The 24,593-nt window shown below is 59.2% G+C and carries 17 protein-coding genes and 1 tRNA gene; 15 read left to right on the top strand and 3 right to left on the bottom strand.

Translation table 11 applies throughout. The annotated features are described in order from the left end of the window. Positions 1-238: 238 nt before the first annotated feature. The 4 genes from dnaG (at position 239) to NL116_RS03995 (ending at position 8,094) form a co-directional block, all read left to right on the top strand. Positions 239-2,218 (top strand): DNA primase, encoded by a 1,980-nt coding sequence (gene dnaG, locus NL116_RS04010; protein WP_494376112.1) that lies wholly within the window; start codon positions 239-241, stop codon positions 2,216-2,218. A 67-nt stretch (positions 2,219-2,285) separates the two neighbouring features. Beyond that, a complete protein-coding gene (gene rpoD, locus NL116_RS04005) occupies positions 2,286-4,133 on the top strand; it encodes an RNA polymerase sigma factor RpoD (protein WP_494376111.1) in 1,848 nt (615 codons plus the stop codon). 122 nt (positions 4,134-4,255) lie between these two features. Next, positions 4,256-8,002 carry an EAL domain-containing protein gene (locus NL116_RS04000; protein ID WP_494376110.1) on the top strand — a complete coding sequence of 1,249 codons (3,747 nt, stop codon included), beginning with the start codon at positions 4,256-4,258 and terminating at the stop codon, positions 8,000-8,002. A gap of 15 nt (positions 8,003-8,017) precedes the next feature. Continuing rightward, positions 8,018-8,094 (top strand) — tRNA-Ile (locus NL116_RS03995). Between the two features lie 50 nt (positions 8,095-8,144). Here NL116_RS03995 and NL116_RS03990 read toward each other — a convergent pair. Next, positions 8,145-10,499 (bottom strand): glucose/quinate/shikimate family membrane-bound PQQ-dependent dehydrogenase, encoded by a 2,355-nt coding sequence (locus tag NL116_RS03990; RefSeq protein ID WP_494376109.1) that lies wholly within the window; start codon positions 10,497-10,499, stop codon positions 8,145-8,147. Between the two features lie 184 nt (positions 10,500-10,683). Between NL116_RS03990 and NL116_RS03985 the strand changes: the two genes are divergently transcribed. The 10 genes from NL116_RS03985 (at position 10,684) to NL116_RS03940 (ending at position 21,643) form a co-directional block, all read left to right on the top strand. After that, positions 10,684-11,145, top strand: coding sequence for an Lrp/AsnC family transcriptional regulator (locus tag NL116_RS03985; protein WP_008067391.1), 462 nt, complete (start codon positions 10,684-10,686; stop codon positions 11,143-11,145). 222 nt (positions 11,146-11,367) lie between these two features. Continuing rightward, positions 11,368-13,050, top strand: a complete 1,683-nt coding sequence (locus NL116_RS03980; RefSeq protein WP_494376108.1) for a flavin monoamine oxidase family protein — start codon at positions 11,368-11,370, stop codon at positions 13,048-13,050. 12 nt (positions 13,051-13,062) lie between these two features. After that, positions 13,063-13,857, top strand: coding sequence for a carbon-nitrogen hydrolase family protein (locus tag NL116_RS03975; RefSeq protein ID WP_494376107.1), 795 nt, complete (start codon positions 13,063-13,065; stop codon positions 13,855-13,857). A 48-nt stretch (positions 13,858-13,905) separates the two neighbouring features. Next, positions 13,906-16,329 (top strand): pyrroloquinoline quinone biosynthesis protein PqqF, encoded by a 2,424-nt coding sequence (pqqF, locus tag NL116_RS03970; protein ID WP_494376106.1) that lies wholly within the window; start codon positions 13,906-13,908, stop codon positions 16,327-16,329. 155 nt (positions 16,330-16,484) lie between these two features. Next, positions 16,485-16,559: a pyrroloquinoline quinone precursor peptide PqqA gene (pqqA, locus tag NL116_RS03965; RefSeq protein WP_009045898.1), complete on the top strand. Its 75-nt coding sequence runs from the start codon at positions 16,485-16,487 to the stop codon at positions 16,557-16,559. 76 nt (positions 16,560-16,635) lie between these two features. Then, the gene (gene pqqB / locus NL116_RS03960; protein ID WP_494376105.1) at positions 16,636-17,547 is read left to right on the top strand and encodes a pyrroloquinoline quinone biosynthesis protein PqqB; all 912 of its coding nucleotides are present in this window, start codon (positions 16,636-16,638) and stop codon (positions 17,545-17,547) included. 126 nt (positions 17,548-17,673) lie between these two features. After that, a complete protein-coding gene (pqqC, locus tag NL116_RS03955; RefSeq protein WP_494376104.1) occupies positions 17,674-18,426 on the top strand; it encodes a pyrroloquinoline-quinone synthase PqqC in 753 nt (250 codons plus the stop codon). Continuing rightward, positions 18,423-18,698 (top strand): pyrroloquinoline quinone biosynthesis peptide chaperone PqqD, encoded by a 276-nt coding sequence (pqqD, locus tag NL116_RS03950; protein WP_494376103.1) that lies wholly within the window; start codon positions 18,423-18,425, stop codon positions 18,696-18,698. The genes pqqC and pqqD overlap by 4 nt, the downstream gene beginning before the upstream one ends. A 16-nt stretch (positions 18,699-18,714) precedes the next feature. Continuing rightward, on the top strand, positions 18,715-19,845 hold the full coding sequence (gene pqqE / locus NL116_RS03945; protein ID WP_494377998.1) for a pyrroloquinoline quinone biosynthesis protein PqqE: 1,131 nt from the start codon (positions 18,715-18,717) through the stop codon (positions 19,843-19,845). Continuing rightward, positions 19,811-21,643, top strand: coding sequence for a S9 family peptidase (locus tag NL116_RS03940; RefSeq protein ID WP_494376102.1), 1,833 nt, complete (start codon positions 19,811-19,813; stop codon positions 21,641-21,643). The genes pqqE and NL116_RS03940 overlap by 35 nt, the downstream gene beginning before the upstream one ends. A 114-nt stretch (positions 21,644-21,757) precedes the next feature. Here the strand turns inward: NL116_RS03940 and NL116_RS03935 are convergent, their stop codons facing one another. Further along, complete coding sequence (locus tag NL116_RS03935; RefSeq protein WP_007904205.1) at positions 21,758-21,916, bottom strand: YqaE/Pmp3 family membrane protein; 159 nt, start codon at positions 21,914-21,916, stop codon at positions 21,758-21,760. 203 nt (positions 21,917-22,119) lie between these two features. Next, a complete protein-coding gene (locus tag NL116_RS03930; protein WP_494376101.1) occupies positions 22,120-23,355 on the bottom strand; it encodes an aspartate aminotransferase family protein in 1,236 nt (411 codons plus the stop codon). A gap of 169 nt (positions 23,356-23,524) precedes the next feature. On the opposite strand from NL116_RS03930, the gene NL116_RS03925 reads away from it, so the two are divergent. Next, the gene (locus NL116_RS03925; protein WP_494376100.1) at positions 23,525-24,454 is read left to right on the top strand and encodes a LysR family transcriptional regulator; all 930 of its coding nucleotides are present in this window, start codon (positions 23,525-23,527) and stop codon (positions 24,452-24,454) included. The last annotated feature ends 139 nt before the right edge of the window (positions 24,455-24,593 follow it).

Here is a 24,593-nt window from a genome sequence, read left to right as displayed (position 1 = left end):
TGCCCGCTTATTGAGCTATCCGAGGCCATCGACAGGCCGCAGCGGATTCAGCGCAACACTTTCAAACAGTCGATTACTGATTGGTATTAACGTCAGTGGATTTTCGGCAGATACACTCCCCGATAGCGATTACGCAGACGACACCGGTCGAGCCGCATCTTTTGCGCGCCTCAAGCAACGACCCGCGTTCGGCCGCACTTCGTTATTGGTCCCTTTCAGCGCAGATGACGAGAACGCCATGGCCGGGCTAATTCCCCAGAGCTTCATTGACGACCTTCTGAACCGCACCGACATCGTCGATGTGGTCAGCTCGCGCCTGCAAATGAAAAAGGCCGGCAAGAACTACACCGCTTGCTGCCCGTTCCACAAAGAGAAAACCCCGTCTTTCAGCGTCAGCCCCGACAAACAGTTCTATTACTGCTTCGGTTGCGGTGCTGGCGGTAACGCCCTCGGCTTCATGATGGACCACGACAACCTGGATTTCGTCCAGGCCGTCGAAGAACTGGCCAAAGCCGCCGGCATGGAAATTCCCCGCGAAGAAAGCGGCCGGCCACACAAACCGCGGCAACCAACCGATTCGCCGCTGTATCCGCTGCTCACCGCCGCCGCCGATTTTTACCGTCAAGCACTGAAAAGTCATCCATCGCGCAAAGCGGCTGTGGATTACTTGAAAGGTCGCGGACTGACCGGCGAAATTGCCCGCGACTTCGGCCTCGGCTTTGCTCCGCCAGGCTGGGACAATCTGTTCAAACACTTGAGCAGCGACACCCTGCAACAAAAAGCCATGGTCGATGCCGGCCTGCTGATCGAGAACGCCGAAACCGGCAAACGCTATGACCGCTTCCGCGATCGCGTGATGTTTCCGATTCGCGACAGCCGCGGGCGCATCATCGCCTTCGGTGGTCGGGTACTGGGCGACGACAAGCCGAAATACCTGAACTCACCGGAAACCCCGGTATTCCATAAAGGCCAGGAACTCTACGGCCTTTATGAAGCACGCAAGAACAACCGCAATCTCGACGAAATCATCGTCGTCGAAGGCTATATGGACGTGATTGCCCTCGCCCAGCAAGGCCTGCGCAATGCGGTGGCGACCTTGGGCACCGCGACCAGCGAAGAGCACTTGAAGCGACTGTTTCGCGTCGTGCCCAACGTGCTGTTCTGCTTTGACGGCGATCAGGCCGGCCGCAACGCTGCATGGCGCGCATTGGAAGCGACACTGCCCTGCCTGCAAGACGGGCGGCGCGCACGCTTTCTGTTCCTGCCGGAAGGCGAAGACCCGGATACGCTGGTCCGATCCGAAGGCCCGGATGCGTTCCGCGCCCGAATCAACCAGCACGCCCAGCCTTTGGCGGATTATTTCTTTCAGCAGTTGACCGAAGAGTCGGACCCCCGATCGCTGGAGGGCAAGGCCCACATGGCCACCCTCGCCGCGCCGCTGATCGACAAAGTCCCGGGCGCAAACCTGCGCATCCTGATGCGTCAGCGCCTCACGGAAATCACCGGCCTCAGCGGCGAAGCGGTGAGCCAACTGGTGCAAAGCGCCCCTCAGGACGCGCCACCGGCTTACGATCCCGGCATGGATTACGACGCCATGCCGGATTACAGCGACTACCATCAGCCGCAGTCACAAGACATGTATGTGCCGCAGCAAGAGTGGACGCCGAAGAAACCCGGCGCCGGCGGCAAGAAATGGGACAAGAAACCGTGGGACAAGAATGGCAAGCGCGGCGGCGATCGTGACCAACCGAGCGCCCCGCGCACGCCAATTGCGGTCGAAGCGCCCACACTGATCGCGCTGCGCACCCTTATTCATCATCCGGATCTGGCTGGCCGGGTAGAAACTGCCAACCATTTTGCCAATGAGAGCAATACCTACGCACAACTGCTCGTGGCCCTGATCGAGGCGGTGCAAAAAAATCCTAAGCTAAACTCAATTCAGCTAATGGCGCGCTGGCACGGGACCGAACAGGGACGGTTGCTCAAGGCATTGGCAGAAAAGGAATGGCTGATTGCAGGCGATAACCTTGAACAACAGTTTTTAGACACCATTACTAGGTTATCAGCGGCTCAACACACGGATAGCCTGGAAGTACTAATCAGGAAAGCCAGGCAGCCGGGATTGACCCCGGAGGAAGCAAATCAGATCGCAAATCAGATGCGCGACCTATTAAAACGCAATATGGCTGTATCAAACCCGACCTCAACTGGCGCGTGAGGTCATAGCTCAGGTATAATCCTCGGCTTGTTTTTTGCCCGCCAAGACCTTCAGTGGATAGGGTGTTATGTCCGGAAAAGCGCAACAGCAGTCTCGTATCAAAGAGTTGATCACACTTGGTCGTGAGCAGGGTTACCTGACTTACGCGGAGGTCAACGACCACCTGCCGGAGGATATTTCAGATCCGGAACAGGTGGAAGACATCATCCGCATGATCAATGACATGGGGATCAACGTATTCGAGGTTGCGCCAGATAAGGATTCCCTTATGCTGGCCGACGCCGATACCGACGAAGCGGCGGCCGAAGAGGCAGCAGCAGCGTTGGCAGCGGTCGAGACCGACATTGGTCGCACCACCGACCCAGTGCGCATGTACATGCGTGAAATGGGTACGGTAGAGCTCCTCACACGTGAAGGCGAAATCGAAATCGCCAAACGTATTGAAGAGGGCATCCGTGAAGTGATGGGCGCAATTGCGCACTTCCCTGGCACGGTTGATCATATTCTCTCCGAGTACACTCGCGTCACCACCGAAGGTGGCCGCCTGTCCGACGTCCTGAGCGGTTATATCGACCCGGACGACGGCATTGCGCCGCCTGCTGCAGAAGTGCCGCCGCCGATCGATCCGAAAGCCGTGAAAGCGGATGACGACACCGACGACGATGACGCCGAAGCATCGGATGACGAAGAAGAAGCCGAAAGCGGTCCGGATCCGGTCATCGCAGCCCAGCGTTTTGGCGCTGTCTCCGACCAGATGGAAATCACCCGCAAGGCGCTGAAAAAGCACGGTCGTGGCAATAAGCTGGCAATCGCCGAGCTGTTGATCCTGGCTGAGCTGTTCATGCCGATCAAACTGGTTCCGAAGCAATTCGAAGGACTGGTCGAGCGTGTTCGCAGTGCCCTGGATCGCCTGCGTCAGCAAGAGCGCGCGATCATGCAACTTTGCGTTCGTGATGCCCGCATGCCGCGTGCCGACTTCCTGCGCCAGTTCCCGGGCAACGAAGTCGACGAAAGCTGGACCGATGCACTGGCCAAAGGCAAAAGCAAATACGCTGAAGCCATTGGTCGCCTGCAACCGGACATCGTTCGTTGCCAGCAAAAGCTGACCGCACTGGAAACCGAAACCGGTTTGACGATCGCCGAGATCAAGGACATTAACCGTCGCATGTCGATCGGTGAGGCCAAGGCCCGCCGCGCGAAGAAAGAGATGGTTGAAGCGAACTTGCGTCTGGTGATCTCCATCGCCAAGAAGTACACCAACCGCGGTCTGCAATTCCTCGATCTGATCCAGGAAGGCAACATCGGTTTGATGAAAGCGGTAGACAAGTTCGAATACCGCCGCGGCTACAAATTCTCGACTTATGCCACCTGGTGGATCCGTCAGGCGATCACTCGCTCGATCGCCGACCAGGCCCGCACCATCCGTATTCCGGTGCACATGATCGAGACGATCAACAAGCTCAACCGTATTTCCCGGCAGATGTTGCAGGAAATGGGTCGCGAACCGACCCCGGAAGAGCTGGGCGAACGCATGGAGATGCCCGAGGACAAAATCCGCAAGGTATTGAAGATCGCTAAAGAGCCGATCTCCATGGAAACCCCGATCGGTGATGACGAAGACTCCCATCTGGGTGACTTCATCGAAGACTCGACCATGCAGTCGCCAATCGATGTCGCCACTGTTGAGAGCCTTAAAGAAGCGACTCGCGAAGTCCTGTCCGGCCTCACTGCCCGTGAAGCCAAGGTACTGCGCATGCGCTTCGGTATCGACATGAATACCGACCACACCCTTGAGGAGGTTGGTAAACAGTTCGACGTGACCCGTGAGCGGATTCGTCAGATCGAAGCCAAGGCACTGCGCAAGCTGCGCCACCCGACGAGAAGCGAGCATTTGCGCTCCTTCCTCGACGAGTAATAACAGAACCCCCGGCCCAGGCCGGGGGTTTTGTTTTATGCAGATTAAATCCCTCGCACCTCCCTCCTGCCGCCTGGCCCGTCTACACTCGAAATATTCCCCCGAGCCATAACGAGACCGTTATGCCCAGACTGCCGACCGTGCTTTTTTTGCTGTCGCTCATGACCTGGACCGCAACGGCTGGCGCGCTGACTCTGACTGACGATGAACGTAGCTGGCTGACCGCACATCCAGACTTGCGCCTGGGTGTTGACGCGTCATGGCCGCCATTTGAGTTTCGCGATGACCAAGGCCGATATCAGGGCCTGGCGGCGGACTACATCAACGTGATCCGTCAACGGCTGGCCATCAAGCTAACCCCCATCGAACCGGCCAGTTGGACGGTCGTGCTGGAACAAGCCAAGCAAGGCAAGCTGGACATTTTACCCGGCATCATGTCGACCCCGGAGCGCCAGTCGTACTTGTCGTTTACTCGCCCTTACCTCGACTTTCCGATTGTCATCCTGGCCCATGTCGGCGGCGCCCAGCCGCACAAACTCGAAGACCTGTACGGGTTGAAGATCGCCGTGGTGGAAAACTATGCCCCCCATGAGCTGTTGCGCACCCACCACCCAGACCTGAACCTGGTGCCGGTGCAAAATGTGAGCTCGGCCTTGCAGGCATTGGCCACTGACAAAGTGGACGCCGTGGTGGGAGATCTCGCTTCCAGTATCTGGAGCCTTCGCCAGCTCAAACTCGAAGGGTTGTATGTCAGCGGTGAAACCCCCTATCGCTATCAACTGGCGATGGCCGTGCCTCCAGACAACAAGGTGCTGGTCGGCATTCTGGACAAAGTGCTGGCGGACATGAGCCCCAGTGAAATCAGCGCCATTCAGGAGCACTGGGTGGGCAATGTCCTGGATCACCGAACCTTCTGGTCGGATTTGCTGGTTTACGGCCTGCCAGGGTTGCTGTTTCTGACCGTAATGTTGGCCGTGGTGATCCGGATCAATCGCCGGCTGAGTTCTGAAATTGCTCGCCGGGTCGACCTCGAACAGGAACTGCGCAGCAGCGAGTACCACTATCGCGGCCTTGTAGAGAGCTTGTCGGCCATCGCCTGGGAAGCACGGATCAGTGATTTCACCTACAGCTACGTCTCACCCCATGCCGAAGACCTCCTCGGTTACCCCTTGTCTCATTGGCTGATTCCGGGTTTCTGGCGCAACATCATCCACCCTGCAGACCTGACCAGGGCACAGTCTTTTTGCGATCACGAAGTACTGGCCGGGCGCGATCACAGCGTTGATTACCGAGTCATCACTGCCGATGGTCGCTGCCTGTGGGTGCGCGATATCGTCAGCCTGATCGAGCACGGCCATGAACCGATCATGCGCGGGCTGATGATCGATATCAGTGACGCCAAGCGCACAGAAGAAGCGTTAAGTCTTTCCGAACAAAAATTCGCCTCGGTCTTCCAGCAATGCCCGGACATTCTGGTGATCGCACGACTGTCCGACGGCTGCCTGCTGGAGGTGAACAAAGCGTTCGAAGAGCAAATCGGCCTCAAGCCTGAAGACGTCATCGGCCAGACCGCCACCGACCTCAATATATGGGGCATCCCTGGCGTCGGGCCGGGTCTGCTGCAGCGATTGCAAGCTGGCAGCATCCGCAACCTGGAGATGCCCTTTCGCCGCAGCAATGGGCAGGTGTTTACCGGCCTGATTTCCGCCGAGCTTTTCGATCTGGACACAACACCCGCCCTGGTCGTGGTGGTGCGTGATATCAGCCAGCTCAAAGAAACCCAGCAGCAACTGCAAACGTCCGAAGAGAAATTCGCCAAGGCTTTCCACGCCTCCCCGGACGGTTTGTTACTGTCGCGCCAAAGCGACGGATTACTCCTGGAGGTCAATGAAGGTTTCAGCCGTATCACCGGCTTCAACAGTGCGATGTCCGTTGATCGATCGTCTCTGGACCTGGGGATATGGGTCAACCTCAACGAACGCAAGCAAATGCTCGACCTGCTGCACCGGGACGGTTTCGTCCGCGACTTCACCTGCCACATCCGCCGCAGCGACGGACAAATACGCCTCTGCGAGGTGTCGAGCCGTCCATTGCCGATCGGCGATGACGACTGCATGTTGACCATTGCCCGGGACATTACCGAACGACACCTCATGCAGGAAAAGCTGCAACAGGCTGCCACCGTGTTCGAAAGCACGGCCGAGGGCGTGTTGATCACCGATACACAGCAACACATCAGTGCGGTCAACCGCGCGTTTACCGAGATTACCGGTTACAGCGAGAGCGAAGCATTGGGCCATACCCCTCGCCTGCTCGCCTCCGGCCTGCATGACAGCGCGTTTTACGCGGCGATGTGGCATCAACTGACCGCAGAAGGTCATTGGCAAGGCGAAATCTCCAACCGCCGCAAGAATGGCGAGCTCTACCCGAGTTGGCTGACCATCAGCGCCGTGCGCAACCGGGACAAGTTCATCACCCACTTTGTGGCGGTGTTCGCTGACATCTCCAGCCTCAAACACGCGCAGGCCAAACTCGATTACCAGGCGCACCACGATCCACTGACTGGTCTGCCAAACCGCACACTGTTCGAGAGTCGACTGCAGACCGCGCTCAATACCCAACAGGAAAACGGTGGCCAGGGCGCTGTGCTGTTCCTCGACCTCGACCGCTTCAAGCACATCAACGACAGCCTCGGCCATCCGGTCGGTGACCTGCTGCTCAAAGGGATCGCGGTGCGCCTCAAAGAACAGCTGCGCGACATTGATACCGTTGCGCGCCTGGGGGGCGACGAGTTCATCATCCTGCTGCCGGGCCTGCAACAGAACAGCGATGCCGACAACATCGCCGCCAAGCTGCTCAATTGCTTCGGGGCGCCGTTCCAGGCCGGTGAACATGAGTTCTTCATCAGTGCCAGTATCGGCACCAGCCTGTACCCCAAGGATGGCTGCGACGTTGCCACGCTGGTCAAGAACGCGGATGCCGCCATGTACCGTTCCAAGGCCAAGGGGCGTAACCGCGTTGAAAGCTACACCCGCGACCTCACGGCACAGGCCAGCGAGCGCGTGGCGCTGGAGCACGAATTGCGCCGCGCCATCGAGCGCAACGAGCTGTTCCTGCACTACCAGCCGAAAATAAGCCTCGACGAACATCGCCTGGTCGGTGCCGAAGCGCTGATTCGCTGGCATCACCCGACCTTCGGCATGGTGCCGCCGGAACACTTCATTCCCCTGGCCGAAGAAAACGGCATGATTCTGCAAATCGGCGACTGGGTCCTTGAAACCGCCTGCCGCCAGATGAACGAGTGGAATCAGGTGTACGAATGCCTCGGCCCGCTCTCGGTCAACCTTGCTGGCGCCCAATTGCGTCAGCCCAACTTGCTGGGGCGAATCGAACAACTGCTCAAGGACAGTCATCTCCAGCCCGGTTTTCTGCAACTGGAGATTACCGAAAACTTCATCATGAGCCAGGCCGAAGAAGCGCTGGCGGTGCTGCACCAACTCAAACAGCTGGGTGTGCAGTTGGCCATCGACGACTTCGGTACCGGCTACTCGTCCTTGAGCTACCTAAAGCGCCTGCCACTGGATATTCTCAAGATCGATCAGTCGTTCGTCCGCGGCCTGCCTGACGATCCACATGATGCGGCCATCGTTCGCGCGATCATTGCGCTGGGCCGCAGTATGCAATTCACCGTCATCGCCGAGGGTGTGGAGACCTTTGCCCAGCAGGAATTCCTCGCCGCCGAAGGCTGCGAACAGATCCAGGGTTACATCGTCAGCCCGCCTCTTCCCGCCGACGAATTCGCCGCGACGTTTCTTCGTATGGCCGTATCGGATTTTTCGGATAGCACAGCGAAGAAACCGTCGCTATAATCCGCGGCCTACTGAGGGCCTATAGCTCAGTTGGTTAGAGCAGAGGACTCATAATCCTTTGGTCCACGGTTCAAGTCCGTGTGGGCCCACCAAATAAAAAAGCCGCGCTGATGCGCGGCTTTTTCGTACCTGTGATTAGCCCCTACTCAGGCAACGCATACGCAATCACATAATCCCCCCGATCCGTCGACTGACGCGCACCCCCCACCGTCAGCAGGATGTACTGCTTGCCGGTTTTCGGCGAAACGTACGTCATCGGCCCCGACTGGCTGCCCACAGGCAAACGCGCCTTCCAGATCTCATTGCCATTGCCGGTATCGAAGGCACGCAGGTAAAAATCCTGCGTCCCCGCGAAGAACAGCAACCCCGACTGAGTCGCGAGCGAAGCGCCCAGCGTCGGCATGCCAATCGGGATCTGCACGTGCATGCGAATACCCAGCGGACCGGTGTCTTGTACAGTTCCAACCGGGACCTCCCACATCAGTTTGTGGGTCTTGAGGTCGATGGCGGACATCGTGCCAAACGGTGGTTTCTGACACGGAATACCGGCCGCCGAGAGGAAACGTTCGCGCATTGCACCAAACGGCGTGCCTTCCTGCGGCACTACACCCATTTCAATACCACTGGCCCCGGCGGCGATTTTGTTGCGCGGGATCATGTAGTTGGCGAGGCCCAGGCGCATGTCGTTGACGAACATGTAATTCGTATTCGGGTCCACCGAAACACTGCCCCAGTTCATGCCGCCCAACGAGCCCGGGAATTGCAATGCGCGATCAAGCCCTGGCGGGGTGTAGACGCCTTCGTGACGCATGCCTTTGAACTGGATGCGGCACATCAGTTGATCGAACGGCGTGGCGCCCCACATGTCGGACTCGGTCAATGTCTTGTTACCGATTGACGGCATGTCCACCGAGAACGGCTGGGTCGGTGAATAGCGCTCGCCGGGCACGTTGCCCTGAGGCACCGGACGCTCTTCGACGCGGGCGATCGGTACGCCGGTTTCGCGGTTGAGCAGGAATATCTCGCCCTGTTTGGTCACTTGCGCCAAGGCAGGCAGCAGGCCGCCCTTGTCGTCAGGTACGTCGTACAGCAGCGGCTGGGCTGGCAGGTCGAAGTCCCAGAGGTCGTGGTGAGTGGTCTGGAAGTGCCAGCGCACCTGACCGGTCTTCACGTCGATGGCGACGATGGACGAGTTCCATTTGTCATCGAATGCCGTGCGCTGACCACCGAAGAAATCCGGGGTGGCGTTGCCGGTTGGCAAGTACACCAGACCGAGTTTGGCGTCGTAGGACATGGCCGACCAAACGTTCGGCGTGCCACGGGTATAGGCCTCCCCGGCAGGCGGGCGTTTGGTCGTGTCCGGATTCCCCGGATCCCACGCCCACACCAGTTCGCCACTGCGCACGTCATAGGCGCGGACCACACCTGGCGGCTCGCCGGTGGAGTAGTTATCCGCCACGCGGCCGCCGACGATCACCACATTACCGGCAACCAACGGGGTAGAGGTTTGCTGGTAATAGCCCGGTTTCACTTCGCCCATATCCGTTGTCAGGTCGACCGTTCCCCGATTGCCAAACGCCTCGCACGGCTTGCCGGTGTCGGCATTGATGGCGATCAGTCGGGCATCGCCGGTCGGTAGAAACAGACGTTTCGTACAGGCAGTGGGCTGGTTATCCGAGAACGCCGGCGTTTCGGAATACCCCAGACCACGGCAGCGCTGCCAGTTCGGCGCAGTGCCTTGCGGGTCAAACTTCCAGCGCTGGGCGCCGGTGTCGGCATCGAGGGCGAAGACTTTACCGTAGGCGGTGCAGGTGTAGACCGTGTCGCCGATTTGCAGCGGAGTGTTCTGGTCTTCAGCACCCGCACCGGTGCTTACAGGAACGTCGCCAGTGTGGAAGATCCACGCGACCTGCAGCTTGTCGATGTTGCGTTTGTTGATCTGGTCCAGCGCGGCAAAGCGATTGCCAGCGGTGGTGTTGCCCCAATGCGCCCAGTCCTTCTGCTCAGTGCCCGACGTCACCGGCGTTACCGTCGGTTCGATGGAGGCCCTGACCACATGCGTCGGCACAAACATGTAAGCCATCGTTGCGACGACGCCGACACCCAGGATACCGGCCAGGCCATAGGCTCCGCGGCCCGCCGTCGCGCCTGAAGCACGCACCAGCGTCGGATACATCAGCGCAACGACCAGACCGATCACAGCGAACGTCAACACGCGCGACACCAGCGGCCAGTAGTCGAAACCGGCATCCCACACAGCCCAAATCGCAGTCAGGATCAACGCCAGTCCATACAGCCACGCGCCTTGCGGCTTGCAACGGGCAATCATCAGCCCGGACACCAACATCGCCAGGCCCATCAGCAAGAAGTAAGCGCTGCCGCCCAGTGCAATCAGGTAGCCGCCGCCACCCGCCAGGCCAAGCCCGATCAAGGCAATCAGCACCCCCAGACCGCGCAACAGCCATTTGCCGCCACCGGCAGCCCCAGAATTATTCATGTCGGAAATTTTCCCCATTTGTGACAAGCGCGAAATGATGTACCACCTAGTTACTTATGGCAATTTGTCGCAGACGGAAATGTCCTGAACGGTACAAAGACCCGTTCGAATATCGACCACAAGCGTCCAGTCGGACGAGCCTGTAACATGCTCAGCCATTGTTCCACGCCACTGGAGGCGCCCCTTGCCTGATACACGCCCGCCCGTTCTTGACGAGATCGACCGCCAATTGATCGCCGCCTTGCAGATCAACGCCCGCGAGAGCGTGGCCATGCTGGCCCGGCAACTGGGCATCGCTCGTACGACCGTCACCTCACGATTGGCGCGGCTGGAAAAGGCCAGGGTCATTACCGGGTACGGTGTGCGCCTCGGTCAGCGCGTGGTGGATGGCGGGTTGCAGGCGTATGTCGGCATCACTGTGCAACCGCGCTCGGGCAAGGAAGTACTACGCCGACTCAGTGCGATGGCGCAGGTTCAGCAGTTGTGTGCAGTGAGTGGCGAATTTGATTATGTGGCGTGGCTGCGGACTGACTCGCCAGAGCAGCTGGATCAGTTGCTGGATCAGATCGGCAGTGTCGATGGGGTGGAGAAAACAACGACCTCGATTATTTTGAGTAGCAAGATTGATCGGGGGCAGCCGGTTTGAGCTTTCTTGCCGATAGTTCATTGGTGTGTGGAGGGCCTCATCGCGCGCAAGCTCGGCTGCGGCATTGACGGTATGTAGCATTCAATCGTCATTATGATTAAACAATTGGCAAAACGACGACACATTGCGTCTTATTAACGTGTTCTACGCTCACTAGAATGGCAGCCATCTTTTCCTATACTCAGACGCGCATCCCGCGTCGGGTCGACAGCAAGGTCAGCCATGAACAAGAACAATCGCCATCCTGCAGACGGTAAGAAACCCGTCACCATTTTCGGTCCCGACTTTCCGTTCGCCTTCGACGACTGGATCGAACACCCGGCTGGCCTGGGCAGCATTCCTGCACACAACCACGGTGCCGAAGTAGCGATTGTCGGCGCCGGCATCGCAGGCCTGGTCGCCGCTTACGAGCTGATGAAACTGGGCTTGAAACCGGTCGTCTACGAAGCCTCGAAGATGGGCGGTCGTTTGCGCTCCCAGGCGTTCAACGGGACCGATGGAATCGTCGCCGAATTGGGCGGGATGCGCTTCCCGGTATCGTCTACCGCGTTCTATCACTACGTCGACAAACTCGGCCTGCAGACCAAGCCTTTTCCGAACCCACTGACGCCTGCGTCGGGCAGCACGGTGATCGACATCGAAGGCAAAACCCATTACGCACAGAAACTGGCGGATCTTCCTGCCCTGTTCCAGGAAGTGGCTGACGCCTGGGCGGATGCACTGGAAGCCGGTTCACAGTTCGCCGATATCCAGCAAGCGATCCGTGACCGAGACGTGCCGCGCCTCAAAGAATTGTGGAACACCCTGGTTCCGCTGTGGGACGACCGCACCTTCTACGACTTCGTCGCGACCTCAAAAGCCTTCGCCAAACTGTCGTTCCATCACCGCGAAGTGTTCGGTCAGGTCGGCTTCGGCACCGGCGGCTGGGACTCTGACTTCCCGAACTCGATGCTGGAAATTTTCCGGGTGGTGATGACCAACTGCGATGATCACCAGCACCTGGTCGTCGGCGGCGTCGAACAAGTCCCGCAAGGCATCTGGCGCCATGTGCCAGAACGTTGCGTGCATTGGCCCGAAGGCACCAGTCTCAAGTCTTTGCACCGAGGCGCGCCGCGCTCCGGGGTTAAAAAAATCGCCCACGCCGCTGACGGTCGTTTCGCGGTCACCGACAACAACGGTGACACCCGCGAATACGCGGCAGTGTTGACCACCTGTCAGAGCTGGCTGTTGACCACCCAGATCGAATGCGATGAAAGCCTGTTCTCGCAAAAGATGTGGATGGCCCTCGACCGCACCCGCTACATGCAATCGTCGAAGACGTTCGTGATGGTCGACCGCCCGTTCTGGAAGGACAAGGACCCGGAAACCGGCCGTGATCTGATGAGCATGACCCTCACCGACCGCCTGACCCGTGGCACTTACCTGTTCGACAACGGTGACGACAAGCCCGGTGTGATTTGCCTGTCGTACTCGTGGATGAGCGACGCGCTGAAAATGCTTCCGCACCCCGTGGAAAAGCGCGTGAAACTGGCGCTGGACGCGTTGAAAAAGATCTACCCGAAAGTCGACATCGCCGCGCGCATCATTGGCGATCCGATCACCGTATCGTGGGAAGCCGACCCGCATTTCCTCGGTGCCTTCAAAGGCGCCTTGCCCGGTCACTACCGCTACAACCAGCGCATGTACGCGCACTTCATGCAGGACGACATGCCGGCCGAGCAACGCGGAATATTCATCGCTGGCGACGACGTTTCGTGGACGCCGGCCTGGGTTGAAGGCGCGGTGCAGACGTCGCTCAACGCGGTGTGGGGCATCATGAAACACTTCGGCGGTGAAACTCACGCCGAGAACCCGGGTCCAGGTGATGTGTTCAACGAGATCGGTCCGATCGCCCTGCCTGAGTAAGAGGAATCCTAAATGCGCGTAGCTCTTTACCAATGTCCACCGCTGCCCCTGGACGTCGCCGGCAATCTGCATCGCCTTCATCAACTGGCGCTGGAAGCCAAAGGTGCCGACTTGTTGGTGGTGCCGGAGATGTTCCTGACCGGCTACAACATCGGCGTCGATGCCGTCAGCGTCCTCGCGGAGGTGCACAACGGTGAGTCGGCGCAGCAGATTGCGCGCATTGCCAAGACGGCCGGGATTGCCATTTTGTATGGCTACCCGGAGCGCACTGAGGACGGGCAAATCTACAACGCCGTGCAGTTGATCGACGCCCACGGTGAGCGGTTGTGCAACTACCGCAAGACGCACTTGTTCGGCGACCTCGATCACTCGATGTTCAGCGCCGGGCAGGATGATTTTCCGTTGGTGGAGCTCAATGGCTGGAAGCTTGGCTTCCTGATTTGCTACGACATGGAGTTCCCGGAAAACGCCCGGCGCCTGGCCCTGGCCGGTGCCGAGCTGATCCTGGTGCCGACGGCGAACATGATTCCCTTCGACTTCGTCGCCGACGTTACCGTTCGTGCCCGCGCCTTCGAGAATCAGTGCTACGTGGCCTACGCCAATTACTGCGGCCATGAAGGTGAGATCCACTACTGCGGCCAGAGCAGCATCGCCGCACCGGATGGCAGTCGCATCGCTCAGGCCGGTCTGGATGAAGCGCTGATTGTCGGCGAACTGGATCGTCAATTGATGGCCGACTCACGCGCCGCCAATCGCTACTTGCTCGATCGCCGTCCCGAGCTTTACGGCGACCTTAACAAGCGCTGATCCCCTGTAATCCGCTAGCATTAGCGCTTCTCTGTACTGGAAGTGCTCATGCCTGCGCTGAATCACCCTCGCCCCCTCACTGAAACCCTGGCCAATGGCTTACAGGTGACACTGCGTCATGCCCCGACGTTGAAGCGCTGTGCGGCAGTGCTGCGCGTTGCGGCGGGCAGTCACGATGTGCCGCTGGCGTGGCCGGGGCTGGCGCATTTTCTGGAGCATTTACTGTTTCTGGGAACGGAGCATTTTCCGACAGGGCAAGGTCTGATGGCCTACGTTCAGGGTCATGGCGGTCAGGTCAACGCGCGAACCAATGAGCGCACGACCGACTTCTTTTTCGAGCTGCCGACTCAGGCGTTTGCCGGAGGGTTGGAGCGTCTGTCAGACATGCTCGCTCATCCGCTTATGAATCTGGACGATCAGTTGCGTGAACGGGAAGTGCTGCACGCGGAATTCGTCGCTTGGTCGCAGGATGCCGTGGCGCAACACCAATTGGCGTTGTTCGAAGGGCTTTCGTTGACCCATCCCTTGCGCGGGTTTCATGCTGGAAATCGCGACAGCCTGCCAGTGCCGCAGCCTGAGTTCCAGCAAGCGCTGAAGGGTTTTCATCAGCGGTTTTATCAGACAGGACAGATGACACTGAGCCTTGCCGGGCCGCAGAGTGTCGATGCGTTGCGTGAGATGGCTCAGCGCTTTAACGCACGGATTCCTGCCGGGGAGAAAGTCGCGCAACAAGCGCCTGAAGCGCTGATGGACGCGTCGGAAAAAACTTATCAACAGGCCGGCGAACGTCAGTTGAATCTTCTGTTCGCGTTCGAAGCGTTGCCCGAGTCGTCGCGCGAAGCCCTGGCGTTTCTGTGCCATTGGCTGAACGCCGCGAAACCTGGCGGGCTGGTGACAACGCTGAGAGAACAAGGTCTGGCTGATAGCCTGAAAGCCGCACCGCTGTACCAATATGCGGGACAAGCCTTGCTGCACATTGAGCTCAGTACCCATCAATCAGAAAGCCTGATTCGTCAGCAGCTGGTCGATTGGCTCGGCTTCTTTGCCTCCCATCAAGACTGGGCCAGCATGCGCGAAGAGTACGCCTCGCTGCTGCAACGCCAACAGCAAGTCAGCGGCGCCTTGCAACTGGCCCAGCAGGACAGTGAGCAACTGGAGACCGGGTTATCCGCCCATGGCGTTGTTGCCCTGAAAGACATCCTGAACAAAATCGGCGCTGTGGATAACTTCAGCGGCGAATGGCAACTGCCGACGCCGAATCCGTTTTTACGCACCGAAGCACCCGCGACCAATGCCGGGCTGATTCGCGGACAGACCAGCAAACACCGTGGTCTGCGCACGTTTGCCCAGGACCGCTCGCGCAATCGTCGCGAAAACTCCCCGATGCAGTTCAGTTCGGTGCTGCCAGATAACACTGTTGAAGGCGCGATTTATGTGCGCTGGCGACTCGACTTCAAACCTCTTGCCGGCCTTCAGTCGGGCCTTGAAAACCACTTGCAGTCATTACGTGAAGATGCGCGTCAGGCTGGCGTCGACGTTTCCTTCAGTGCATCAGGCAAGGAATGGCTGCTGAAGATGACGGGGCTACAGGCATCGATGCCAACCATCCTCGAACACGCATTGAAAGAGCTGACCACGCAAAAAGCCGGTTTCTCACAGAATGAATCGCCAAGCACCCCATTGATTCCGATCAAACACCTGCTGAAGGCGCTGCCTGATTTTTGCCTTGAACCCGCCGTTGAATCTGGGGACTTGCAGCAGCTTTGGTCGAGTGCGCGCTGGGAAGGCCTGGCCCTTGGCCTGTCGCCACAGACACAAGCGGCAATGGGTTTGGCGCTAAGCCGCGTGCCCGGCGTTGCGGATCAACCCTCGGCGCCGCCCTCGATCAACGCGCAGCGCCTGTGGACAACTGTCGACACCGGTTCCAGTGAACATGCGCTGTTGCTGTTCTGTCCGACCGCTACGCAGGACATCACCGATGAAGCCGCTTGGCGGCTGCTCGCGCACCTGTGCCAGACGCCGTTCTATCAACGTCTGCGGCTCGAATTACAACTGGGTTATGCGGTGTTCAGCGCATTGCGCCAACTCCATGGGCAGACCGGGATTCTGTTCGGCGTGCAATCACCGAACGTTGCACCGGCAGGCTTGCTGGCACACATCGAACACTTTCTAAGCAACTTGCCAGAAATGATCGAAGGCATGAACGAGGGGACGTTCACCGCCCAACGTCAGTCTTTGGCAGACCAATTCGACCTGAACGCCCTGCCGATGAGGCAGGCAGCCGAACTGCTCTGGCAGGGAAGACTGGCTGGCCACTCGTCGGATTATCTGGAGCGTCTGCCTGAAACAATTCTGCTGATCGACCGCGATGCACTACTGGCCGCAGCGCAGCGTTTGAATCAAGCGCTCGGCGGATGGCGCTGCCTGGCCAACGGCCCGTCCCCAAGCGTGATTTGGCAAGTGACAAAATGATCATTACCGGCGCTGCAATTAGCTTTCTCAAAGTTTCACGGGCAACCGCCCTGTAATTTTGAGTAACATAGCAACCTAACTATCTGAACATCTCCGGCTGGAGGTGGACTATATGTATAGATCTTTACTGTCCCATCACCTGAAGGAGCGCTCCCATGTCCTGGTCCAAACCCGCTTACACCGACCTGCGTATCGGCTTTGAAGTCACCATGTACTTCGCAAGCCGCTAATCTTTTTGTATCGCAGTGCTAACGCCTCGGCTCGCCGAGGCGTTTTTATTTTCATTTTTCAAATAATGGAGCGGCCATGTTTGTCCAGATTCTAGGTTCCGCCGCCGGCGGCGGATTCCCCCAGTGGAACTGCAACTGCGTGAACTGCGCCGGTTTTCGCGATGGCAGCCTGAACGCCAAGGCGCGGACCCAATCGTCCATCGCCATTTCCGATGATGGCGTGAACTGGGTGCTGTGCAACGCGTCACCGGACATTCGAGCCCAACTCCAGAGCTTCGCCCCGATGCAACCGGGCCGGGCCCTGCGTGATACAGGCATCAGCGCGATCATCCTGATGGACAGCCAGATCGATCACACCACCGGCCTGCTCAGCCTGCGTGAAGGTTGCCCACATCAGGTCTGGTGCACCGACATGGTCCATGAAGATTTGAGCACCGGTTTTCCGCTGTTCACCATGCTGACCCACTGGAACGGTGGACTGAACTGGAACCCGATCGAACTCGACCGCAGCTTCACCATTGCGGCCTGCCCGAATCTGCGTTTCACCCCGCTGCCGCTGCGCAGCGCCGCCCCGCCCTATTCGCCACACCGTTTCGACCCGCACCCCGGCGATAACATCGGCCTGATCATTGAAGACCTGAGCACTGGCGGCAAGCTGTTCTACGCACCTGGGCTGGGCAAGGTCGATGCGCCGCTGCTGGAGATCATGGCCGGCAGCGATTGCCTGCTGGTGGACGGCACGATGTGGGACGACAACGAAATGCAGCGCCGTGGCGTCGGCACCCGCACCGGTCGGGAAATGGGCCATCTGGCGCAGAACGGCCCCGGCGGCATGCTGGAAGTGCTGGAGCAATTGCCCAAGCAGCGCAAGGTGCTTATCCACATCAACAACACCAATCCGATTCTGGATGAGGATTCGCCTGAGCGAGCCGAGTTGCTTCGGCGGGGTGTTGAAGTGGCGTATGACGGCATGAGTATTGTGTTGTAGCTGACAGCCAATTCGCGAGCAGGCTCGCTCCCACAGTTGATCGCGTTTCCCTGTGAGAGCGAGCTTGCTCGCGATGAGGTCAGACCAGGCACCCAAGAATCCACCGGTCCTACCCGGAGAACCGCAATGACTGACACCCCCATGTCCCCCGCCGAATTCGAGGCCGCCCTGCGCGCCAAAGGCGCCTATTACCACATCCATCACCCTTACCATGTGGCGATGTATGAGGGTCGGGCAACCCGCGAGCAGATCCAGGGCTGGGTCGCCAACCGTTTTTACTATCAGGTGAACATCCCCCTGAAAGACGCCGCGATCCTCGCCAACTGCCCGGATCGCGAAATCCGCCGCGAGTGGATTCAGCGCCTGCTCGACCACGACGGCGCCCCCGGCGAAGACGGCGGCATCGAAGCCTGGCTGCGGCTTGGCCAGGCGGTAGGCCTGGACCCGGATCAACTGCGCTCCCAGGAACTGGTCCTGCCCGGCGTGCGTTTCGCCGTCGATGCCTACGTCAACTTCGCCCGCCGCGCCAGTTGGCAGGAAGCCGCCAGCAGTTCGCTGACCGAACTGTTCGCTCCGCAGATCCACCAATCGCGCCTGGACAGCTGGCCACAGCATTACCCGTGGATCGACCCGACCGGCTACGAGTATTTCCGCACTCGCCTGGGCCAGGCGCGCCGCGATGTGGAACATGGGCTGGCAATCACCTTGCAGCACTACACGACGCGGGAAGGCCAAGAGCGCATGCTGGAAATTCTCCAGTTCAAACTGGACATTCTTTGGAGCATGCTCGATGCCATGAGCATGGCCTACGAACTGAAACGCCCGCCGTATCACAGCGTGACCGACCAACGGGTCTGGCACAAAGGAATCACCTTATGAGTTTCGACCGCAGCAAGACCCCCATCTGGCGTACCGGCTACCGCTTTCAGTACGAACCGGCGCAGAAAGGCCATGTGCTGCTGTACCCGGAAGGCATGATCAAACTCAATGAAAGCGCCGCGCTGATAGGCGGTTTGATTGACGGCGAACGCAATGTCGCGGCGATCATTGCCGAACTGGACGCGCAGTTTCCCGGCGTTCCCGAGCTCGGTGAAGACATCGAGCAATTCATGGAGGTCGCCCGTGCTCAGCACTGGATCGAACTTGCCTGATTCTGCGTCAGGCACGTTGCCGCCCAAACCGGAAATCGGCCTGCCGCTGTGGTTGCTGGCCGAGCTGACCTACCGCTGCCCGCTGCAATGCCCGTACTGCTCCAATCCGTTGGACTTCGCCGAGCAAGGCAAAGAACTGAGCACGGAACAGTGGATAAAAGTGTTCCGCGAAGCGCGGGAGATGGGCGCGGCCCAGTTGGGCTTTTCCGGGGGTGAGCCGCTGGTGCGCCAGGACCTCGCCGAGCTGATTGCCGAGGCGCGCAAGTTGGGTTTCTACACCAACCTGATCACTTCCGGCATCGGCCTGACCGAGCAGAAAATCAGCGACTTCAAAAAGGCCGGCCTGGACCACATTCAGATCAGCTTTCAGGCCAGCGACGAGCAGGTGAACAACCTGCTGGCCGGTTCGAAAAAAGCCTTCGCGCAAAAGCTGGAAATGGCTCGTGCGGTGAAAGCCCACGGCTATCCGATGGTGCTGAATTTCGTTACCCATCGGCACAACATCGACAAGATCGACCGCATCATCGAGCTGTGCATTGCCCTTGAGGCGGACTTTGTGGAACTCGCCACCTGCCAGTTTTACGGTTGGGCGCAACTCAATCGGGTCGGCCTGTTGCCAACCAAGGAACAACTGGTCCGCGCCGAACGCATCACCAATGAATACCGCGCAAAACTGGAGGCCGAAGGGCATCCGTGCAAGCTGATTTTCGTCACGCCGGACTATTACGAAGAACGCCCGAAAGCCTGCATGAACGGCTGGGGCAGCCTCTTTCTGACGGTCACGCCGGACGGCACCGCCCTGCCCTGCCACGGCGCCCGACAGATGCCGGTGCAGTTTCCCAACGTGCGCGACCACAGCATGCAGCACATCTGGTACGACTCGTTTGGCTTCAACCGCTTTCGCGGTTACGAATGGATGCCCGAACCCTGCCGCTCTTGCGACGAGAAAGAAAAAGACTTCGGTGGCTGCCGCTGCCAGGCGTTCATGCTCACGGGAGACGCGAGCAATGCCGACCCGGTGTGCAGCAAATCCGAACATCACGGCGTGATCCTCAAGGCCCGCGAAGAAGCCGAGCACGCGACCCAGACCATCGAACAACTGGCCTTTCGCAATGAACGAAACTCACGCCTCATCGCAAAAAGCTGAGCCCTTCAGCGCGGCTAAAGCTGTCGCTTCCGGTGTCGATTTTGCCGAGTTGCAGCTCGGCCGCAATGGCGTGTTCTGGAACGAATACCGCCCTGAAGACGCCGCCTGCCGAATCTGGCAGTGGCGTGACGGTCAGGCGGAGTGCCTGACACCGGTGGGTTTCAGTGTGCGCAGCCGGGTGTACGAATATGGCGGTGGGGCGTTTTGTCTGACTGATGACGGGATAGTTTTCGTCAACGAGGCGGACCAGCAGTTGTATCGGCAATCGCTGAAGGGTGAAACACCTGAAGGGCTGACGTCGGGCGGATGCCGTTACGGCGATCTGCAATTCGCCAACGGACAGGTTTTGGCGGTTGAGGAGACCCGCGACCGGCATCGATTGGTGGCGATTGATGTGAAGGACGGCACGCGTCACCTGCTGGCAGAGGGTGCCGACTTCTACGCGGCACCGACCTTGAGCCCAGACTCGCAACGCCTCGCGTGGATCGAATGGAGCCGGCCGGATCAGCCTTGGACCGCGACGCGGCTGATGGTTGCCGAACGTCAGAGCGAGGGCGGGTTTGCACCGCCACGTTGCGTGGCTGGCGAGGGTGTTCAGGAATCGCTGCAACAACCTCGATTTGATGACAGCGGGCGACTGCTCTGTCTGACGGACCGTGGCGGTTTTTGGCAGCCATGGGTGGAGACTTCAGACGGTTTGAGCCCATTGCCCTGTGCCGCAGCGGATCATGGGCCAGCACCGTGGCAATTGGGAGGGTGCACCTGGCTGCCTTTGGGTGAAGACCACTACCTGGCCAGTTGGACCGAAGGGGGTTTTGGCCTGCTAGGTCTTTGCGGCGAGACCACCGAAGATTTCACCGGGGACTACAGCCGCTTCCGTCATCTGGCACTGGATGAGCAGTTCATTTATTGCATCGCTGCATCGCCGGTCAGTTCATCGGCGGTGATCGCCATCGACCGCCTCAGCCGTCAGGTCAAGGTACTGGCCGGCGGGATTGCACCGTTGCCCGCCGCGCAGATCAGCCTCCCGCAAACCCTGCGCTACCCGAGCGGCTCAGGCGAAGCCCACGGTTTCTTTTATCCAGCGATGACGGGCAATGCAACGCCGCCGCTGGTGGTGTTCATCCACGGTGGTCCCACGTCGGCGTGCTACCCGATGCTCGACCCACGCATTCAATACTGGGCGCAACGCGGCTTTGCCGTGGCCGATCTCAACTATCGAGGCAGCAGCGGTTATGGCCGGGCTTATCGCCAGGCACTGCATTTGAGTTGGGGCGACGTCGATGTGGAAGATGCCTGTGCGGTAGTCGCTCACCTCGCCGAACGTGGATTGATCGATGGTGGAAAAGCGTTTATTCGCGGTGGCAGTGCCGGCGGTTACACCGCTCTTTGCGCGCTGGCGTTTCAGAAAGTGTTCCGCGCCGGTGCCAGTTTGTACGGCGTCAGCGACCCCGTGGCATTGGGGCGCGCAACGCACAAATTCGAAGGCGATTATCTGGACTGGCTGATTGGTGATCCGCTGCAGGATGCCGAACGCTATGCCGCAAGAACGCCGCTGCTGCATGCCGGCAACATCAGCGTGCCGGTGATTTTCTTTCAAGGGGAACTGGACGCGGTGGTCGTGCCGCAGCAGACCCGCGACATGGTTACCGCGCTGCAGGACAACGGCATTCTGGTTGAAGCGCATTACTACGCCGATGAACGCCATGGCTTTCGCAAGGCGAGCAATCAGGCACATGCGCTGGAACAGGAGTGGTTGTTTTATCGGCGGGTGATCGGGCTTGGGGACACTGCCTGATTAGCGGCGCGTCCATCGCGAGCAGGCTCACTCTTACAGGGATTTCTGCAACACCTTAGACCCAATGTGGGAGTGAGCCTGCTCGCGATATCGGTCTATCTGACCCCGCAAACCTCAGCGCTTGGCGATGATATAGACCGCATGCACGATCCCCGGAATATAACCGCACAACGTCAGCAGAATGTTCAGCCAGAACGCCCCGGCAAAACCGACTTGCAGAAACACACCCAATGGCGGCAACAGAATGGCGATGATGATTCGAATAAAGTCCATGGGGCAGCTCCTGATTTGAAGTGGGCTCGTGTGAGCCCTCCAGTTAATCGACCTGTGCCGTTCGTCAGGGTTCAGTCCCTTCCCCCCCTTCAGCCAAAACTTCGCGGTGCTTTGCAGACAAAAAAACGCCCCACGTGAAAAGAATCAGACGTGGGGCGATGCGTTATTACCGCGAGACGGTTCTGGAATGTGTGTAGTACCGGTCAGACCGCAATTCCTTTGCGGCACTGCAAGTGCGCGGTGCGCACACGGGAGAAGGCGCGGGTCAGGCGCAGAAGCATTTCGTCGATGTTGGCGTTGCTGACCGTCAGTGCGGGGGTGAAGCGCAGGCAGTCGGGTTGCGGGGCGCTGAGCAAAAGGCCTTCGTACAACGCGGCACTGACTACGGCGTCGGCCGAATCGTCTGACAGTGTCAGCCCCCAGAACAGACCTTGCCCACGCAATTCGCCGTGGCCATAACGATTAGACAGACGCCCGAGACCTTCGCGCAGGTGTTGACCGGTTTCCCAGACGTGCTCGAGAAAACCTTTGTCCTGCACGCTATCGAGTACCGCCATACCGGCGGCTGTCATCAAGGCATTGCCATGATGAGGGCCACTCAGTTCGCCGATCTCGAAACAGCAGGCCTTGCCTCGCGCCAGCAACGCAGCCAGCGGCACGCCACCGCCCAGCCCTTCGCCAAGGACGACGATATCTGCGCGAATCCCGTAGGACTGTTCAGCGAGGAACGTGCCGCAACGACCCATACCGGTTCGCACTTCATCGAGGATCAACAGAATGCCCAGCTCACGACACAGGCGTTCAACGCCCTTCAGGTAATACTCGGTGGCCGGGATCACTCCAGCCTGGTTCTGGATCGGTTCAAGCATGACTGCTACGGTCCGGGCGTCGACCGCTGCATGCATGGCTGCAAGATCATTGAAGGGAACGTGGCGCAAATCCGCCATCGTCGCAAAACTACGACCATGGTCGCCTTCGTTGGCAACGATGATCCGCGAAGCTCCACCGCGATAGCGTTGGCCCCACTTACACGCCAGTTTGATCGCCCCGTCACACGCTTCGCTGCCACTGTTGAGCAGGTACGCCTGATCGCTGCCAGTGGCGGTGCAGAGGCGCCCGGCAAGGTTGAGCATGCCGCGATTGTTCACAGCAAAACCGGGGTTGATCAGTGATTGAGCCTGTTGCGAAATCGCCTGGACCAATGCCGAAGGACTGTGCCCCAGGCTGTTGACCCCGCCTCCTTGGGTGAAATCCAGGTAAGCACGGTCATCGCTGTCCCACAACCAGGAGCCCTGGCCTCGAACGAAAATCTGTTTCGGTCGCTCGACGCTGGGCATCAGGTACTCGCTGGAAAGGTTGTCGCGGCGGGACGGCTGGAAGATGTCCACAGCAAGGTCGTCAAGACTCGGTGGATTGCGACGCATACTGAACAGATTCATCCGGACAAGCCTCGATTGAGGTTTTTTGCCTTACCTATGTAAACACCTTCGCGGCAAACGTTATTCATCGCGTTCTATGGCCCTGTAAGCCTTGTGAATGCGGCTAGACTAGGCGCATGCACGGCCTTGAGCCATTTCGATTTCCCAGCATTTTCGATAAGCGCACCTTATGGATTTCAAGCAACTGCGTTATTTCGTCGCGGTCTACGAAGAAGGCCACGTCGGCCGGGCCGCCGAGCGTCTTTCGATCTCCCAGCCGGCGTTGTCCCAGCAGATTCGCCACCTCGAACAGAACCTCGATGTGAGCCTGTTTGAGCGCAGCAGCAAACGCCTGCTGCCCACCCTCGCCGCTCACACGTTGTACAACCACGCAGTGCCACTGCTGGATGGCATGCAGCGGGCGCGCGAGGCATTGGGTAATTTCAAGGGACAGGCGCTGCGCACATTGGCCATCGGTGTACTGCAAACCGTGCACACCAGCCTGGTGCCGCAGATGCTTGAGCGGGTGCGCAAGGCTCAACCGCATCTGGTGGTGCAGATCTATGAACTGACCGGGCTGGAAATCGAGCGACGACTGCTTAACGGCTCGCTGGACATCGGCATCAGCTACCTGCCACCGCGTCAGCCAGGGCTACATGGCGTGATGCTGTACGAAGATGAACTGACCCTGGTCATCCCTGCCGATCACCCGTTGCGCGAATTCAAGAAAGTCTCCATGAGCCAGGCCGCCGAGTTGCCGATGCTGCTGTTGGGAGAAGAGTTCCAGGTACGCCAGATCTGGCAGACGCAACTGGCCAGCCTCGGCAGACGCCCACAGGTACAGGCCGAATTGAACAACATGGCGGGGATTCTCGACAGTCTGCCGCACAGCCAACTGGCGACTGTGCTGCCCGGTCGCTCGCAAAAGGCGCTCGGCAATAACGAATTGCTGTGGAAACCGCTGACCGAGCCGCGAGTGCCGCTGAAAGTCGGATTGGTCTGCCGGGATGTCCAGCGGCAACAGACCTCGATGGCCTTGCTGCGCACGCTGCTGGAGGACGTGATGAACGGACCCGATGACCGTTTTAACCGCTCGAAAACCCTTGATGGGCTGAGCTAAACTTTTTTGCGGACAAAAGAAAACCCCGCCGAAGCGGGGTTTTGCAGACTGTTTCCCTGACATCCATTTCACTCCGCCGTCCTGGCAGAATCCTACGTGTCCGTGTTGTTGCTTTGCGCTTCCTGCGCGACGTCCATGT

The organism is Pseudomonas sp. FBCC-B1667 (assembly GCF_059133255.1).
Note: the sequence above shows the minus strand (reverse complement) of the source record. Positions and strands in the feature narration are given on the sequence as shown.

Coding starts and splice junctions, on each gene's coding strand:
- dnaG (WP_494376112.1), top strand. CDS start 239: ATGGCCGGGCTAATTCCCCAGAGCTTCATTGACGACCTTCTGAACCGC.
- rpoD (WP_494376111.1), top strand. CDS start 2,286: ATGTCCGGAAAAGCGCAACAGCAGTCTCGTATCAAAGAGTTGATCACA.
- NL116_RS04000 (WP_494376110.1), top strand. CDS start 4,256: ATGCCCAGACTGCCGACCGTGCTTTTTTTGCTGTCGCTCATGACCTGG.
- NL116_RS03990 (WP_494376109.1), bottom strand. CDS start 10,499: ATGAATAATTCTGGGGCTGCCGGTGGCGGCAAATGGCTGTTGCGCGGT.
- NL116_RS03980 (WP_494376108.1), top strand. CDS start 11,368: ATGAACAAGAACAATCGCCATCCTGCAGACGGTAAGAAACCCGTCACC.
- NL116_RS03975 (WP_494376107.1), top strand. CDS start 13,063: ATGCGCGTAGCTCTTTACCAATGTCCACCGCTGCCCCTGGACGTCGCC.
- pqqF (WP_494376106.1), top strand. CDS start 13,906: ATGCCTGCGCTGAATCACCCTCGCCCCCTCACTGAAACCCTGGCCAAT.
- pqqB (WP_494376105.1), top strand. CDS start 16,636: ATGTTTGTCCAGATTCTAGGTTCCGCCGCCGGCGGCGGATTCCCCCAG.
- pqqC (WP_494376104.1), top strand. CDS start 17,674: ATGACTGACACCCCCATGTCCCCCGCCGAATTCGAGGCCGCCCTGCGC.
- pqqD (WP_494376103.1), top strand. CDS start 18,423: ATGAGTTTCGACCGCAGCAAGACCCCCATCTGGCGTACCGGCTACCGC.
- NL116_RS03940 (WP_494376102.1), top strand. CDS start 19,811: ATGAACGAAACTCACGCCTCATCGCAAAAAGCTGAGCCCTTCAGCGCG.
- NL116_RS03935 (WP_007904205.1), bottom strand. CDS start 21,916: ATGGACTTTATTCGAATCATCATCGCCATTCTGTTGCCGCCATTGGGT.
- NL116_RS03930 (WP_494376101.1), bottom strand. CDS start 23,355: ATGAATCTGTTCAGTATGCGTCGCAATCCACCGAGTCTTGACGACCTT.
- NL116_RS03925 (WP_494376100.1), top strand. CDS start 23,525: ATGGATTTCAAGCAACTGCGTTATTTCGTCGCGGTCTACGAAGAAGGC.